General features: G+C 69.9%; 12 protein-coding genes and 3 tRNA genes. 3 read left to right on the top strand and 12 right to left on the bottom strand.

The annotated features are described in order from the left end of the window. Nucleotides 1–14 precede the first annotated feature (14 nt). Nucleotides 15–1,220, bottom strand: a complete 1,206-nt coding sequence (locus tag ACAZ03_RS06130) for an N-acetylmuramoyl-L-alanine amidase (protein ID WP_373356528.1) — start codon at nucleotides 1,218–1,220, stop codon at nucleotides 15–17. Then, the gene (locus ACAZ03_RS06125; protein WP_373356527.1) at nucleotides 1,217–2,362 is read right to left on the bottom strand and encodes a pyridoxal phosphate-dependent aminotransferase; all 1,146 of its coding nucleotides are present in this window, start codon (nucleotides 2,360–2,362) and stop codon (nucleotides 1,217–1,219) included. Before ACAZ03_RS06125 ends, ACAZ03_RS06130 begins: the two co-directional genes overlap by 4 nt. An 80-nt stretch (nucleotides 2,363–2,442) precedes the next feature. On the opposite strand from ACAZ03_RS06125, the gene ACAZ03_RS06120 reads away from it, so the two are divergent. Beyond that, nucleotides 2,443–3,213, top strand: a complete 771-nt coding sequence (locus tag ACAZ03_RS06120) for a DsbA family protein (RefSeq protein ID WP_373356526.1) — start codon at nucleotides 2,443–2,445, stop codon at nucleotides 3,211–3,213. Between the two features lie 150 nt (nucleotides 3,214–3,363). On the opposite strand, the gene ispG is transcribed toward ACAZ03_RS06120, so the two are convergent. The 3 genes from ispG to hemA all read right to left on the bottom strand — a co-directional run bounded on the left by ispG (nucleotide 3,364) and on the right by hemA (nucleotide 7,221). Further along, complete coding sequence (gene ispG, locus ACAZ03_RS06115; protein WP_373356525.1) at nucleotides 3,364–4,485, bottom strand: flavodoxin-dependent (E)-4-hydroxy-3-methylbut-2-enyl-diphosphate synthase; 1,122 nt, start codon at nucleotides 4,483–4,485, stop codon at nucleotides 3,364–3,366. Nucleotides 4,486–4,536: 51 nt separating this feature from the next. Beyond that, nucleotides 4,537–5,820, bottom strand: coding sequence for a helix-turn-helix domain-containing protein (locus tag ACAZ03_RS06110; protein WP_373356524.1), 1,284 nt, complete (start codon nucleotides 5,818–5,820; stop codon nucleotides 4,537–4,539). A 192-nt stretch (nucleotides 5,821–6,012) separates the two neighbouring features. Next, nucleotides 6,013–7,221 (bottom strand): 5-aminolevulinate synthase, encoded by a 1,209-nt coding sequence (hemA, locus tag ACAZ03_RS06105; RefSeq protein ID WP_373357053.1) that lies wholly within the window; start codon nucleotides 7,219–7,221, stop codon nucleotides 6,013–6,015. 682 nt (nucleotides 7,222–7,903) lie between these two features. On the opposite strand from hemA, the gene ACAZ03_RS06100 reads away from it, so the two are divergent. After that, nucleotides 7,904–9,286, top strand: a complete 1,383-nt coding sequence (locus tag ACAZ03_RS06100) for a M20/M25/M40 family metallo-hydrolase (RefSeq protein WP_373356523.1) — start codon at nucleotides 7,904–7,906, stop codon at nucleotides 9,284–9,286. Nucleotides 9,287–9,443: 157 nt separating this feature from the next. Continuing rightward, nucleotides 9,444–9,803 carry a hypothetical protein gene (locus ACAZ03_RS06095; RefSeq protein WP_373356522.1) on the top strand — a complete coding sequence of 120 codons (360 nt, stop codon included), beginning with the start codon at nucleotides 9,444–9,446 and terminating at the stop codon, nucleotides 9,801–9,803. A gap of 94 nt (nucleotides 9,804–9,897) precedes the next feature. Here the strand turns inward: ACAZ03_RS06095 and ACAZ03_RS06090 are convergent. The 7 genes from ACAZ03_RS06090 to ACAZ03_RS06060 form a co-directional block, all read right to left on the bottom strand. Then, nucleotides 9,898–9,974: transfer RNA gene (locus tag ACAZ03_RS06090), tRNA-Asp, on the bottom strand. A gap of 36 nt (nucleotides 9,975–10,010) precedes the next feature. Beyond that, nucleotides 10,011–10,670, bottom strand: a complete 660-nt coding sequence (locus ACAZ03_RS06085; RefSeq protein ID WP_373356521.1) for a class I SAM-dependent methyltransferase — start codon at nucleotides 10,668–10,670, stop codon at nucleotides 10,011–10,013. A 151-nt stretch (nucleotides 10,671–10,821) separates the two neighbouring features. After that, nucleotides 10,822–11,232, bottom strand: a complete 411-nt coding sequence (locus ACAZ03_RS06080; RefSeq protein WP_373356520.1) for a GFA family protein — start codon at nucleotides 11,230–11,232, stop codon at nucleotides 10,822–10,824. 102 nt (nucleotides 11,233–11,334) lie between these two features. Beyond that, nucleotides 11,335–11,410 (bottom strand) — tRNA-Val (locus tag ACAZ03_RS06075). Nucleotides 11,411–11,461: 51 nt separating this feature from the next. After that, the gene (locus tag ACAZ03_RS06070) at nucleotides 11,462–12,037 is read right to left on the bottom strand and encodes a histidine phosphatase family protein (RefSeq protein WP_373356519.1); all 576 of its coding nucleotides are present in this window, start codon (nucleotides 12,035–12,037) and stop codon (nucleotides 11,462–11,464) included. Nucleotides 12,038–12,127: 90 nt separating this feature from the next. Then, nucleotides 12,128–13,972 carry a methyl-accepting chemotaxis protein gene (locus ACAZ03_RS06065; RefSeq protein WP_373356518.1) on the bottom strand — a complete coding sequence of 615 codons (1,845 nt, stop codon included), beginning with the start codon at nucleotides 13,970–13,972 and terminating at the stop codon, nucleotides 12,128–12,130. A 123-nt stretch (nucleotides 13,973–14,095) separates the two neighbouring features. Further along, nucleotides 14,096–14,170: transfer RNA gene (locus ACAZ03_RS06060), tRNA-Val, on the bottom strand. Nucleotides 14,171–14,186: the final 16 nt, after the last annotated feature.

The raw sequence follows: 14,186 nt of genomic DNA, 5'->3' as shown, positions 1-14,186 counted from the left end.
GGAGATATCTTTGCTCAACGTCGCAGGAGTGGCGCCCGCGTCGCCTCCTCCGCCTCCCAGCGGCGGAGCGCCGTGGTGATGCCCGCGACGATGGGCGCGCGGCCCTCCGGCGTCGACAGGCCGGCGCGGTCGCGTTCGGAGGAGAGGAAGCCCACCTCCACCAGCACCGCCGGGAAGTCCGCCGCCGTCAGCACGGCGAGCAGCGCCTCGCGGCGGGGATTGGTGCGCAGCCGCGCGCCCTCCTCCTGCAGCGCCGTCAGCAGGGCATCGGCGAGGCGGAGCCCGGCGGGGCCGGTCTCGGTGCGGGCGAGCTGCATGAGGATGGTGGCGATGGAATCGTCCTGCCCCGTCAGGTCGACGCCGCCGAGGATGTCGCCGCGCTCGTGCCGCTCGGCCATGCGCGCAGAGGCCTCGCTCTCGGCCGCCGCCGAGAGGGTGTAGATCGAGGCGCCGGAGGTGGTGCTGTCATCCTCGAGCGCATCGGCATGAAGCGAGATCATGACATCGGCGCCGGCGGCCCGGGCGATGGAGATGCGCTCCTGCAGCGGCACGAAGACATCCTCCGTCCGCGTCAGCACCGGCGCCATCCCGGCGCGGGAGAGCGATTCGGACAGCTCGCGCGCGAGCGTCAGCATCAGCGCCGCCTCCGAGAGGCCGGCCCGCTCGGCTCCGGGGTCGATGCCGCCGTGGCCGGGGTCGATGACGACGACGAGCGGCCCCTCCTCCGCCGGGGGCTCGGGGATCAGCGCCGGCTCGGCATCCTCCCAGCCGGGCGCCTCGGGGGCGCCGGCCTCAGCGCGGGCCGTCTCCTCCGCCGCGGCGTCGAGCGTGACGCGCAGCACCGCCTCGCCGGAGGCGGGATCGACGCGCAGCCCGGCGGTGCCGATCCGCATGGGCGCAGCAAGGTCGACGACCAGACGCGACCAGCCGGCGCGGACGGGGCCGAAGCGCACGTCGCCGGCATTGTCGGCATTGAGGAGGCCGAGCCGCGTCGCGCCGCGGAAATCCAGCTCGCGGAAGTCGAGCACCAGCCGCCACGGGTCCGCGAGCGTGAAGGCGCGGAAGGGCACGGCCTGGCTCATGTGCAGCTCGGCCGCCAGCCCGTCGCCCTCGTCGCGGATCTGGCTCTGCGCCACGTCGAGCCGGGCGAGGGCCGAGAATTCCTGCGCGGCCAGCGGCGTGGCGAGGAGCAGCGCCAGCGCGGCGAGGAGCGCCCTCATGCCGCCGCCCGGCGGGCGAAGAAGGTGGCGAGCCGCGTGAGCCCTTCCTCGATGTCGGCCGTGCTTCGCGCGTAGGAGAAGCGCAGCCAGCGGTGCCCCTCCTCGGGGTCGAAATCGAGCCCGGGCGTGACGGCCACCCCGGCCTCGGCGAGGATCTCCTCCGCCAGGGCCAGGCTGTCGCCGGTGACGGCGGAGACATCGGCATAGATGTAGAAGGCGCCGTCGGCCGGAGCGATGCGGCCGAGCCCCATGGCGGCCAGCCCCTCCACCATGCGCGCGCGGTTGGCGGCATAGACGGCGGCATTGGCCTCCAGCTCCTCCGGGAAGTCGAAGGCATGGAGCGCCAGCCGCTGGGCGGCATGGGAGGGGCAGATGAACATGTTCTGGGCGAGCCGCTCAATGATCCGCACATGCGCCTCGGGCACGACCATCCAGCCGACCCGCCAGCCGGTCATGGAGAAGTACTTCGAGAAGGAATTGATGACATGCACCTCGTCCGTCACCTTGAGGGCCGAGGTGGGGCGGTCGCCGATGCCGTGGTAGATCTCGTCGGAGATGAGCGCGATGCCCCGCGCCTCCGCCGCCTCGGCGAGCTCCGCAAGCCGCTCGCGGGAGAGCATCGCCCCCGTCGGGTTGTTCGGGCTGGCGAGGAGGAGGCCATCGAGCCCAAGCCCCTCCAGCTCCTCCGGCTCCGGCTGGAGCCCGGCGGCGAGGCGGGTGCGGATATGCACCGGCTCCAGCGACAGCGCCTTCAGGATCTGCCGGTAGGAGGGGTAGCAGGGCAGCGCCAGCCCGACCCGCGCCCCGGCATCGAAGAGCGCCGTGAAGGAGAGGAGGAACGCCCCCGAGGCGCCGGCGGTCACGATGACGCGGCCGGGGTCGAGATCGACCCCGTACCACTCGCCGTAATGCCGCGCGATACGGGCGCGAAGCTCGGGGAGCCCGAGGGCAACGGAATAGCCGAGCGGGTCCGCCGGCATCTCTGCCGCGAGCCGCGCGAGGGCGCCGGCGGGCGCGCCGGTGCTCGGCTGGCCGACCTCCATATGGATGATGTGCCGCCCGGCGGCCTCGGCCGCGCGGGCCCTTTCCATCACATCCATCACGATGAACGGATCGACATCGCCCCGTCTTGAAACCTGCATCCGCCCGCCTCTATTGTCGCGCCAGTTCTGCCAAGGGCGGGGGCGCCCCGTCAACGCCACCCGACCCGGAGGATTTCCCCATGCGCCGCTTTCACGCTCTTCTGATCGGGGGGCTCATGTCCCTCGCCGCCCCCGCGCCCCTTGTCGCCCCCGCCTTTGCCGAGGGCCTGACCGACATGAACGACGAGGAGCGGGCCGCCTTCCGCGAGGAGGTGCGCGCCTATCTGCTCGACAATCCCGAGGTGCTGATGGAGGCGATCTCCGTCCTCGAGCAGCGCGAGACGGCCGCGGCCGGCGCCGCCGATGCGGCGCTGGTGGACGAGAACATGGGCGATCTCCTCGATGACGGCCGCTCCTGGGTGGGCGGAAATCCCGACGGCGACATCACGCTGATCGAATTCATGGACTACCGCTGCGGCTATTGCCGGCAGGCCTTCGCCGAGGTCGAGGAGCTGGTGGCCGGTGACGGCAACATCCGCTTCATCCTGAAGGAATTCCCGATCCTCGGCGAGCAGTCGCTTCTGGCCTCGCAATTCGCGGTGGCCGTGAAGCAGATCCATGGCGACGAGGCCTACAAGGAGGTCCACGACGCGCTCATGGTCATGCGCGCCGACGTGACGGAAGAGAGCCTCGCCGGGCTGGCGGAGACCTTCGGCTTCGACCCGGCGCCGCTCATCGAGGCGATGGCGACGGAAGAGGTCGCCGCCGAGATCGAGGCGAACCACGACCTCGCGACGCGGCTCAGGATCAACGGCACGCCGACCTTCGTCGTCGCCGACCAGATGGTGCGGGGCTACGTGCCGCTGGCCTCGATGCAGGCGATGGTGGCGGAGCTGCGCGACGAAGGCTGAGGGGGCGGCTACCGGTGAGGGGGGCGCCGGCCCTTTGGGCCGGGTGGAGGCTCTGCATCCACACCTCCGAGGTATTTTTGGCCAGATGAAACAGGGGATCGGGGCCCCTGTCCTCGCTCCGGAAAATTCCTGAGGAGGTGAAGGCGCCCCCTACTCCGCCGCCTCCTTGGTGGCGGCGAGCTGGGCGGCCTTCTTCTCGACCTCTTCGACGATGTGCTCGATCATCGCCGCATTATCCATCCGGTGGCTCTGCTTGCCGGCGAGATAGACCATGCCGTGGCCCGAGCCGCCGCCGGTGAAGCCCACGTCGGTCATCAGCGCCTCGCCGGGGCCGTTGACCACGCAGCCGATGATCGAGAGGCTCATCGGTTCCTTGATATGGGCGAGCCGCTCCTCGAGGATCTCGACCGTCTTGATGACGTCGAAGCCCTGCCGCGCGCAGCTCGGGCAGGAGATGATGTTGACGCCGCGGTGGCGGAGGCCGAGGCTCTTCAGGATCTCGTAGCCCACGCGCACCTCCTCCACCGGATCGGCGGAGAGCGAGACGCGGATCGTGTCGCCGATGCCCATCCAGAGGAGGTTGCCGAGGCCGATGGCGCTCTTGATCGTGCCGGACATGAGCCCGCCCGCCTCGGTGATGCCAAGGTGGATGGGCGCGTCCGTCGCCTCCGACAGCGCCTGATAGGCGGCGGCGGCGAGGAAGACGTCGGAGGCCTTCACCGAGATCTTGAACTCGTGAAAGTCGTTGTCTTCGAGGATCTTGATGTGATCGAGGCCGCTCTCGACCATCGCCTCCGGGCAGGGCTCGCCGTATTTCTCGAGGAGGTCCTTCTCGAGGCTCCCCGCATTCACGCCGATGCGCATCGAGCAGCCGTGGTCGCGGGCGGCGCGGATCACCTCGCGCACGCGGTCCTCAGAGCCGATGTTGCCGGGGTTGATGCGCAGGCAGGCCGCGCCCGCCTCGGCGCTCTCGATGGCGCGCCGGTAGTGGAAATGGATGTCGGCGACGATCGGCACCGGGCTTTCGCGCACGATCTCCTTCAGGGCCTTCGAGGAGGCCTCGTCGGGCACCGAGACGCGCACGATGTCGGCCCCCGCCTCCGCCGCCGCCTGCACCTGGGCGATGGTGCCGCGCACATCGGTCGTCAGCGTGTTGGTCATCGTCTGGACGGAGATCGGCGCATCGCCCCCCACCGGCACGGAGCCGACATGGATGAGGCGCGACTTGCGGCGCTCGATGTTGCGCCAGGGGCGAACGGGATTGTGGGTCATGACACACCATCTGGGGCACCCCGGCCCGGGGTGCAAGTCAGGCCGGCGCGGTTAATCGGTGAGCCGGGCCTCGGCGACGCGCACATATTCGGCCAGGTCGGCATCCTGCGTGAGATCGGCCGCCGCATATTCTTGCGTCAGCGTCTGCGCCGAGAGCGTGACGCCATCGGTCACGGCCCCCCGGTCGCCGGCGGGGCCGTAATGCTGGCCGTTGACGGCGAAATAGAGCGCCCCGCTTTCGCCGACGCGGAGCACGGCGGGCTCCTCCGTCTGCGGCAGGTCGAAGGTCTGGCCGGCGTCGAGGATGCCCTCGAAGATCACGGTGCCGGAGGCGGAGCGGACGCGCAGCCAGGCGGGCCGGACGGCGACGAGCATCACCTCGGGCGCCTCGCCCTCGGTCACCTGCACGGCGGAGCCGGCCCCGCCGGAGGCATCGGCCAGCGCCGCTTCGGCCAGCGCGCCGGAGCCGACCTCGCCGGGCAGGATCCCCGGGCCGGACGGGCCGGCGAGCGCGGCGGCGATGGCGCGCGCTTCGGGGTCGCCCTGGCCGGGCGCCAGGGCGCCGGTGGCATCGGGGTCGAGCGCGGCAATCGGGCCGTCGCGGCGGGTGAGGACGGGCACGTCCAGCGCCTCGGGGCGATAGAGCCGCTCCAGCGCCTCGGCAGAGGGCAGCGTCATCGCCGCCACCTCTTCGGCCTCGTAACCCGGCTCCGTCGCGCGGCTGCCGCCGGCGAGCGGGTCGACATCGGACAGGACGACGGGCGATTGCTCGACCGGCGCGAAGGTCACCTTCTGCACCTGCTGGAGGAGCGACCAGCCGCCGTAGCCGAGCCCGCCGATCAGCACCGCGAGGACGGCGAGCGAGCCGATGGCGCGCGGCTCGAGGCCGGAGAACATCCGCTCCCCCGCCGGGATGAAGGGCGTCGTCGAGGCCGAGAAGATGTCGCGCCCGGCGAAGGAGCTGGCGGCGAGCCGCTCTTCGCGCGTCGGTTTCACGACAGAGGCGGCCTCGGACATGCCGTGCGCCGTGGCGAAGCCCGACTCGCGGCAGAAGGTCTCGAAGGCCCAATCCGGGTCCATGTTGAGATAGCGCGCGTAGGAGCGGACGTAGCCGGCGATGAAGCCGGGCGTGTCGAACGCGGTCGGGTCGCAATTCTCGATGGCGGCGATATAGGCGGCCTTGATGCGCAATTCGCGCTGCACATCGAGCAGGCTCTTGCCCATCGTGGCGCGCTCGCCGCGCATCAGATCGCCCAGACGCAATTCGAATGCGTCGAAGCCTTTTGCTTCGTCTTCCTGGGCGTCCCTGTCCCGCCTGAAGCCGCGACCAATCATGAGCGCGAGCCGCCTTTCTGCCTGCCTTACATCCCCCGGGCGCGTCGAATCGACAAGCGCCGCCTGCCTGCGCCTAACATACACCGAAGGGCCCCGCATCCGCAGAAAAGTTTTGAAAAATGGCTCGGCGCAATCTCGCGCATCGTGGGCTGCACGGCGCCCGATTGGGCGTTTTGCCGCGCAACCGGGCGATCAGCCGGCGAGTTCGATGCGGTTCAGCGCGCATTGCGACCACAGCGAGTCGAGCGCGTGGACCAGTGCATCCATCTCCTTCGGGCCATGCACCGGCGAGGGCGTGAAGCGCAGACGCTCCGTACCCCGAGGCACGGTGGGGAAGTTGATGGGCTGCACATAGATGCCGAAATCGGCGAGCAGCATGTCGGACAGCATCTTGGTATGCACCGGATCGCCGACGATCAGCGGCACGATATGGCTGCCATGATCGATGATCGGCAGGCCGAGCCCCTTCAGCCGCGTCTTGAGGATCTTCGCCTGGGTCTGGTGCCGCTCGCGCAGCGCCTGGTCGCCCTTGAGATGCTTCACACTGGCCGCCGCACCGGCCGCCACGGCGGGCGGCAGCGAGGTGGTGAAGATGAAGCCCGGCGCATAGGAGCGGATGGCGTCGCACATCTTGGCCGAGGCGGCGATATAGCCGCCCATCACGCCGAAGGCCTTGCCGAGCGTGCCGTTGATGATGTCGATCCGGCCGGCCAGCCCCAGCGCCTCGGAGACGCCGCCGCCGCGCGGCCCGTAAAGGCCGACGGCATGGACCTCGTCGAGATAGGTGAGCGCGCCGAATTCCTCGGCCAGCGCCACGATCTCTTCCACCGGGCCGAAATCGCCATCCATCGAATAGACCGATTCGAAGGCGATGAGCTTCGGCGCGGCCGGATCGTCGGCCTCGAGGAGCGCGCGCAGATGCGCCACGTCGTTGTGGCGGAAGACGCGCTTGGCGCCGCCGTTGCGGCGGATGCCCTCGATCATCGAGGCGTGGTTCAGGGCATCCGAATAGATGATGAGGCCGGGAAAGAGCTTCGGCAGCGTGCTCAGCGTCGCGTCATTGGCGATATAGGCCGAGGTGAAGAGGAGCGCCGCGTCCTTGCCGTGAAGGTCGGCGAGCTCCGCTTCCAGCGCCTTATGCCAGATCGTGGTGCCCGAGATGTTGCGCGTGCCGCCCGAGCCGGCGCCCGCGGCGTCGACGGCCTCGTGCATCGCAGAGAGCACGACGGGATGCTGGCCCATGCCGAGATAGTCGTTGCCGCACCAGATGGTGACCGGCTGCTCCGTCCCGTCGGGGCGGGACCAGCTCGCATAGGGAAAATGTCCGCGCGTGCGCGCGATGTCGATAAAGGTGCGGTAGCGCCCCTCTTCGTGGAGGGAGTTGAGCGCCTTGTCGAGCATCGCGTCAAAGGTCACGAGGCCATTCCTTCTTTCCGTGCCGGTTTGCCCGAAGCGCGCCCCGTCAAGGGGCGGCATCCCGGGCCGGCACCTCTTTGCCGGAGGGGCCTATCCCCCGCCTTGATGCAGGTCAACTCCGAGGGCCATGCCGGAGGGGAAGGCGGCAGGCGGCTTCGGCCCGCGGTCGGAGGCCCGGCGCGGCCCGGTGAGGAGGGCCGCACGGGGCACCCTCCAGTTTCGGCGAGCGGTCTTATGAAGGGGTTAACCACCCCCCTTGAGCCAACGGGAGTGTCGCCCTCGCAGCGCCGGCCATGCTTGGCTGGGGGCCTGCCAGTGCGGGCGCAGAAGGCGCCTCGCAGGCCCGATGCCGGCCCCTAGACCCCTGTGAAACCTGCGCTTTTCGCGGGAATCGCACCCGGGACCGCACCGCTGCGCCGCTCTTGCCGCAACGTCGCCCGTCTCTCCGTCATCGCGCTGGGTCCGGTGCCCGCCCCGATCCGGCCCGGGCCTCAGCCAAAGCGGCCAAGCTCCCGCACCCGGCCGCCGCTCTTCGCGCCCACCCCCCCCCGGTCACGCCAGGTTGATCGGACGGCCCCCGGGGGCGGGACGGTGTGTCGCGGCATCGCTGGAAACTCCCGCCCTTGTTCCTTAGCCTCCGGGGCAAATCCCGAGCCCAGGAGCCCCCATGAGCCTCGACGCCGTTCTCACCAAACTCGATTCCGATCTCGACACCGCGCTGGAGCGGTTGATGGCGCTTCTCGCCATCCCCTCGATCTCGACCGACCCGGCCTACAAGGCCGATTGCGCGAAGGCCGCCGAGGTCCTCGTCGCCGACCTCGCCTCCATCGGCTTCGACGCCTCCGCCCGGCCGACGCCGGGCCATCCGATGGTCGTCGCCCATGGCGGGCCGGAGGACGGGCCGCACCTGCTCTTCTACGGCCACTATGATGTGCAGCCGGTCGACCCGCTGAGCCTCTGGACCCAGCCGCCCTTCGAGCCGATCATCGAGGACGGGCCCGACGGCAAGATCATCCGCGCCCGCGGCGCCAGCGACGACAAGGGCCAGCTCATGACCTTCATCGAGGCCTGCCGGGCCTGGGTGGCGGTCAATGGCGCCCTGCCCTGCCGGATCACCATCTTCCTCGAGGGCGAGGAGGAATCCGGCTCGCCCTCGCTCGTGCCGTTCCTCAAGGAGAACAAGGAGGAGCTGAGCTGCGACCTCGCGCTCATCTGCGACACCGGCCTATTCGATGCCGAGACGCCGGCCGTCACCACCATGCTGCGCGGCCTTCTGGGGCAGGAGATCACCATCACCGGCCCCGACCGCGATCTGCATTCGGGCGGCTATGGCGGCCCGGCGGCCAACCCGATCCGCGTGCTCGCCCGGGTCATCGCCTCGCTGCATGACGAAACCGGCCGCGTCACCGTGCCCGGCTTCTACGATGGCGTGCCGGAGCTCAGCCAGGAGATGCGCGACCAGTGGCAGGGGCTCGGCTTCGACCCCGAGGCCTTCCTCGGCGCCGTCGGCCTCAGCGAGCCTGCCGGCGAGCGTGGCCGCTCGGTGCTGGAGATGATCTGGTCGCGGCCAACCTGCGAGGTCAACGGCATCTCGGGCGGCTACGAGGGCGATGGCTTCAAGACGGTGCTGCCGTCGAAGGCCTCCGCCAAGATCTCGTTCCGGCTCGTCGGCACGCAGGACCCGATCGCCATCCGCGAGAGCTTCCAGGAGATGGTCCGCGAGATGCTGCCGCGCGACTGCGAGGTGAGCTTCCACGATCACGGCGCCTCCCCCGCCTCGGTCATGGCGACCGACAATCCGGCCTTCGAGCAGGCGCGCCAGGCCCTCAGCGACGAATGGCCGAAGGAGGCGGCCTTCATCGGCGCCGGCGGCTCGATCCCGGTCGCGGGCTATTTCAAGACGGTGCTCGACATGGATTCGATGCTCATCGGCTTCGGCAAGGATGACGACCTCATCCATTCGCCGAACGAGAAATACGATCTCACGAGCTTTCACCGCGGCATGCGCTCCTGGGCGCGCGTCCTCTCTGCCGTGACCGGCAAAGAGTAAAGATCCTCCCCGATCCGAGGGGCAGCGTTAACGATCTGATAAGACCTGCGGCGCATGTTTGGCGCCGCAGGCAAAAGGTCACTCCGTTTGCCCGTCCCTGCCAGTTTAATGCCTTAATGATTTCCTAGCCCTTCTCCGACGTTGATGGAGTGTTGTCGTGACAACTGCCGAGAGCGAACCGGACGATCTGGAAGAGGCCCTGCCACGGCCTTCGGACCCGCGTCGCGAGTTCGCCCTGCCCCCGTGCATGGTGGTGATGGCCCCCGTCAGCTTCGTGATCTGCTATCTGGCGGCGAACCTGCTGCTGAATCTCCCCGCGCTCGAGGCCGATCTCGCCCGGGCGTCGCTCGGGGCGCAGGTGCTCCTCCCCGCCGGGGCCGTGATGCTCTTGCTTGGCGTGGCGACGCTCTTCGGGCTGGAGCTGCGCCAGCGGCTCCACAACTGCACCGCCCGCCTCATCAGCTACGCCGGCACGGTCGGCGGGCTGGCCGGGCTGATCCTTCCCCAGATTTCCTGACGTCCCCCGCGAGCGGCAGGCCGCTATGCGGGCCGCCGAAAACGGCGCCTGATCGGCCCGAAGGCCGATTTCAGGATCGCTGAAAGGGGGGTAATGGCGCGGTTGACGGGGCTCGAACCCGCGACCCCCGGCGTGACAGGCCGGTACTCTAACCAACTGAGCTACAACCGCGCGTGGGGGGCCTTCTAGGGTGCCCCGCCGGGGGCGTCAAGCGGCAATATGCGCCTCTTTGGCGCGGGCCCTGCCGTGCGTCGCGGCGCGCGTCTCGACCCGGCGGGAGGCGAGGATCAGCCGGCCGCCGGCGAGGGCGAAATCGCTGATTTCCGGGCAAAAGCCGGCGTGGCCGAGCGCGTTGGCAATCGCCTCCATCGGCTCGTCCGCCGCTATCAGGGGGTTGGGGCAGCGGGCGCGGGCGCGCGCCGTGAGCGGCGCGAGGCACAGCGCCAGCCGGCCCCCCGGAACGAGGACGCGCGCGATCTCCGCCAGCTCGCGTTCGGGCTCTGCGAAGAGCTCGAAGGCATGGACGATGGCGGCCGCATCGAAGCTCTGCCGGCTCCAGGGCAGGTGCCGCGCCGTGCCCTGGCGGATCTCGCCGAGCCCGCGACCCCTCGCCCGCGCCACCATCTGCGCCGAGGGATCAACGCCCGCCACCAGCACGCCCCGCCGCCGGGCCCGCGCGAGGAGCGCGCCGGTGCCGAAGCCGATCTCGAGCAGCCTCGCGCCGGACGGAAGCGCCAGCGCCTCGAGCACCGGCCCCGCCGCCCGCTCGCCGCTGCGCTCCATCAGGGGCGCGGCGAGGCGCCCGGCCAGGCCTTTCGGCAGGGCGGTGAGCGGGTTCAGCGGGGGGAGGAACAGGCGCGATGTCATGAGCCGGGAGCTAAAGAGCGCCCGCGACAATCCTCGGGCCAAAACATGGCCGATCTCAGGGTGATGGGAAACAATCTGTTCAATTTGCGCGGGCGAATCGGGCCGGGCGGGGGCCTCGGCCCAGCCCCCGCCGCGTCATCGCAGGAGGTGCTCAGCCGGGGAGGCCGTCGAGCCCCTCGACAGACGCCAGGTCGTCATCCCAGTTCGCGCGGCTGGACAGGCAGATATGCGCATTGGGTCGCAGCGCGACCGGGCTGTCGAGGGAGCCTGCAGGCACCTTGAGCACAGCGCCGTTCGGCCCGGCGACCGGCAGTGCCGAGCCGCAGTCCGTGCAGAAGCTCGACACATGGCGCGTCTCCGGAAGCCGGTATGTCCTGACCCTGTCGCCGCCCGACAGCCAGGTGATCACGGCGCTGGACGAGAAGAGGTTCGCCGCATGGGCCGAGCCGGTGTCCTTCCGGCAGCGTGAACAATGGCAAAGGAAGAAGCTCTCGAACGCGCCCTCGATGCGGAAGGTCACAGCGCCGCATAGGCATTGTCCGGTGGCGTCGCTGCCGTCCATTCCCGTTCCTTTCCTCCTCAGAGCCTTCTCCCGCCGAGGGCGCCGCGAGCCCTGCGGCGGGCCGGGCGCTTGCCGCCGACAGGCGCCACCGCCGCGAAACTCTGGTGGGTGATGAGAGGCTCGAACTCCCGACATCCTCGGTGTAAACGAGGCGCTCTACCAACTGAGCTAATCACCCGGCCGGCCGTCCTCTACCAAGGGCGGGAGTGCCGAGGCAAGCCGTGCCCGTTCAGGGCGCCAGCTCTTCGTGCTGGCCGGCCGCGATCCGGTGCGCCACCCCCTGCCCGCCAGGCAGCTCCTCCATCCGGTCCGGCCCCCAGCCCATCGCGCGGGTGCGCAGGAAGCGGCTGGTGATGCCGTGGGTGACGAGAACGGTCGGGCCGGTGAGGCTTTCGAGGACGGCGCCCACCCTCTCCCAGAGCGCCTCGAAGCTCTCGCCGCCGGGCGCGTGGGTGTAGAGCTCGAGCCAGTCGAGCTCTTCGGTATGCGGCGCCTCGGCGAGGATCTCGGCGCGGGTGCGGCCGGTCCAGCGGCCGACGTCGATCTCGCGGAGCCGCGCATCCTCCATCGGGGCGGGAAAGCCCGCCGCCTTGGCGATGAGCTCCGCCGTGCGCCGGGCGCGGCCCTGGGGGCTGCAGAGGAGCCGGTGGGTGGTGGCGATTCCCTCAGCGGCGAGAAGCCCGCCGAGTGCCAGCGCCTGGGACTGCCCCCGCTCGGTGAGGGGCGAATCGTAGGAGCCCTGCCAGCGGCCGGAGGCGTTCCATTCCGTCTGACCATGACGGATCACGTAGATTTCCGGCAGCATCTGCCCCCCTGACATGCGCCGCCCCTGGCCGCGCTTCAGGCGGCTTGTCGCCCGAAGCGCGGCCGGGGTGCAACCGGGGTGCAACCGGGATCAGCCCGCGCGGCGCAGCTCGGCCGGCGCCACAGCGCCCTTCAGCCGCGCCGGGCCGAGCTCGAAGCGGGCCACCAGCCCGTCGAGCTTCGAGGCGTCGTTGGCGAGGAACTTCGCCACCGCCGTCGCCTGCTCGGCCATGGCGGCATTCTGCTGCGTGGCATGGTCGAGATCGCCGACGCCGGTGTTGATCTCGCCGATGCCCATCGACTGCTCGTTGGCGGCCTGGGCGATCTCGCTGACAAGGCTGGAGATGCGGCTGACATTGCCGACGATGCCATGCAGCGCCTTGCCGGTATCACCGACGAGCACCACGCCCGTCTCGACCTGGCGCGAGCTCTGGTCGATCAGCGACTTGATGTCGGCCGCGGCCTCCGACGAGCGCTGCGCCAGCGCCCGCACCTCGGCGGCGACGACGGCGAAGCCCTTGCCGGTCTCGCCGGCCCGCGCGGCCTCTACCCCGGCATTGAGCGCGAGGAGGTTGGTCTGGAAGGCGATGTCGTCGATCAGCTTGACGATCTGCACGATCTGCCGGGCGGAGTTCTCGATCTCCGACATGGCCTCGACGGCCTGATCGACGATCTTGCCGCTCGATTCGGCGTTGTGCCGCGCCTCTTCGGTGACATTCGCCACGTCCCGCGCCGAATTGGCGGCATTGCCGACGGAGACGGTGAGCTCCTCCATCGCCGCGGCGGTCTCTTCCAGCGTCGCCGCCTGGCGCTCGGTGCGCAGCGACAGATCGCCGGTGGCGCCGCTGATCTCTTCCGCGCCGCGATGGATGCTGCCCGAGGTCTCGACGAGCTGCTCCACGACGGCGGACAGCGTTTCGACGGAGCGGTTGAAATCCTGCCGGAGCTGCTCGTATTCGCTGGGGAAGGCCTCGTTCAGCCGCACCGCGAGCCGCCCCTCGGACAGGTCGGACAGGCCGGCACTGAGCTTGCCGATGATGGCATTCTGCTCTGCCATCTTGACGCGGGCCTTCTCTTCCTCGATCCGCTGCGCCTCGCGCAGGAGATCCTGGAAGAAGGCCAGCCCCCGCGCCATGTCGCCGATCTCGTCGCCGCGCTCCTGGCCGGAGACCTCGAGGTCGCGCCGCCCCTCGGCAATCGCGCGCATGTCGGCGGTCACCCGCCCGATGGAGCGCGAGATGCTCCGCCCGATCAGGATCGCCAGCGCCCCGCCGAGCAGGACGGAGAGGCTGATCGTCGTCGGGATGATGCGGGCCGTGCCGGCCATGGCGGCGGTGCTTTCCTCTTCGCGCTGGTAGAGCAGCATCTGCTCCTCCGCGATGAACGCGGCCATCTTCGCGCGATAATCGTCGAAGAGCGCCTTGCCGCGGCCGTCGAGGACCAGGGCGGTGAGGTCGCTCATCGTCGGCGCGTCGGGCCTGCCGCTCGCCATGTCGCGGCGCATCGCGATCATCGGCTCGGCGACGTCGTCGTGCCATTCCTGAAGCACCGCGGAGGCCGCGGCGAGGCGGGACACCTGGTTCGGCTCGTCGCGCACCTGCCGCTGCAGGTCGGCGAGGCTGGTGAAGGCCGCCTCAGCCCCCTCGCGGTAGGGGTCGAGGAACGAGTCCTCACCGGCGAGGAGATAACCGCGCAGCCCCGTCTCCATGTCGAGCGCGAGGGCGACGGCATGGTTGACCTCGCCGATGACATGTTCGGTGTGCTCGACCCATTCGGCCGTCTCCTCGATCGTCACGATGCTGCGCCAGGCGGTGACGCCGCAGAAGATGATGAGCGTGAGCGGCATGAGTGCCACGAAGAAGATCTTCGGGCTCACCTTCAGGGCGGAAAAGCCGAAGGAGCGGGCGCCCGGCGAAGGGGCGGCGGTATCAACCATGGCAAGGTCCCCAGTGCAATGCTGGGGGCACCCTGCGCCGGAAGGTCTTTCCGCCGGGTTTAGTGACGCGGCGAAATCTCGGCGCCGCTGGTCACGGGCGCCGGGCTGTCAAGGAAAGGGGGATGGTGGGTGATGAGAGATTCGAACTCCCGACATCTTCGATGTGAACGAAGCGCTCTACCACTGAGCTAATCACCCGTGGGCCGGGCTGATA

Source organism: Pseudoroseicyclus sp. CXY001 (assembly GCF_041714655.1).
In the GTDB taxonomy this organism is placed as follows: Bacteria; Pseudomonadota; Alphaproteobacteria; order Rhodobacterales; family Rhodobacteraceae; genus Pseudoroseicyclus_A.
This window is presented reverse-complemented; position numbering and strand designations above follow the sequence as displayed.

Bases quoted from the DNA above. Each gene is read 5' to 3' on its own strand.
- ACAZ03_RS06130 (WP_373356528.1), bottom strand. From the start codon at position 1,220: ATGAGGGCGCTCCTCGCCGCGCTGGCGCTGCTCCTCGCCACGCCGCTG.
- ACAZ03_RS06125 (WP_373356527.1), bottom strand. From the start codon at position 2,362: ATGCAGGTTTCAAGACGGGGCGATGTCGATCCGTTCATCGTGATGGAT.
- ACAZ03_RS06120 (WP_373356526.1), top strand. From the start codon at position 2,443: ATGCGCCGCTTTCACGCTCTTCTGATCGGGGGGCTCATGTCCCTCGCC.
- ispG (WP_373356525.1), bottom strand. From the start codon at position 4,485: ATGACCCACAATCCCGTTCGCCCCTGGCGCAACATCGAGCGCCGCAAG.
- ACAZ03_RS06110 (WP_373356524.1), bottom strand. From the start codon at position 5,820: ATGATTGGTCGCGGCTTCAGGCGGGACAGGGACGCCCAGGAAGACGAA.
- hemA (WP_373357053.1), bottom strand. From the start codon at position 7,221: ATGCTCGACAAGGCGCTCAACTCCCTCCACGAAGAGGGGCGCTACCGC.
- ACAZ03_RS06100 (WP_373356523.1), top strand. From the start codon at position 7,904: ATGAGCCTCGACGCCGTTCTCACCAAACTCGATTCCGATCTCGACACC.
- ACAZ03_RS06085 (WP_373356521.1), bottom strand. From the start codon at position 10,670: ATGACATCGCGCCTGTTCCTCCCCCCGCTGAACCCGCTCACCGCCCTG.
- ACAZ03_RS06080 (WP_373356520.1), bottom strand. From the start codon at position 11,232: ATGGACGGCAGCGACGCCACCGGACAATGCCTATGCGGCGCTGTGACC.
- ACAZ03_RS06070 (WP_373356519.1), bottom strand. From the start codon at position 12,037: ATGCTGCCGGAAATCTACGTGATCCGTCATGGTCAGACGGAATGGAAC.
- ACAZ03_RS06065 (WP_373356518.1), bottom strand. From the start codon at position 13,972: ATGGTTGATACCGCCGCCCCTTCGCCGGGCGCCCGCTCCTTCGGCTTT.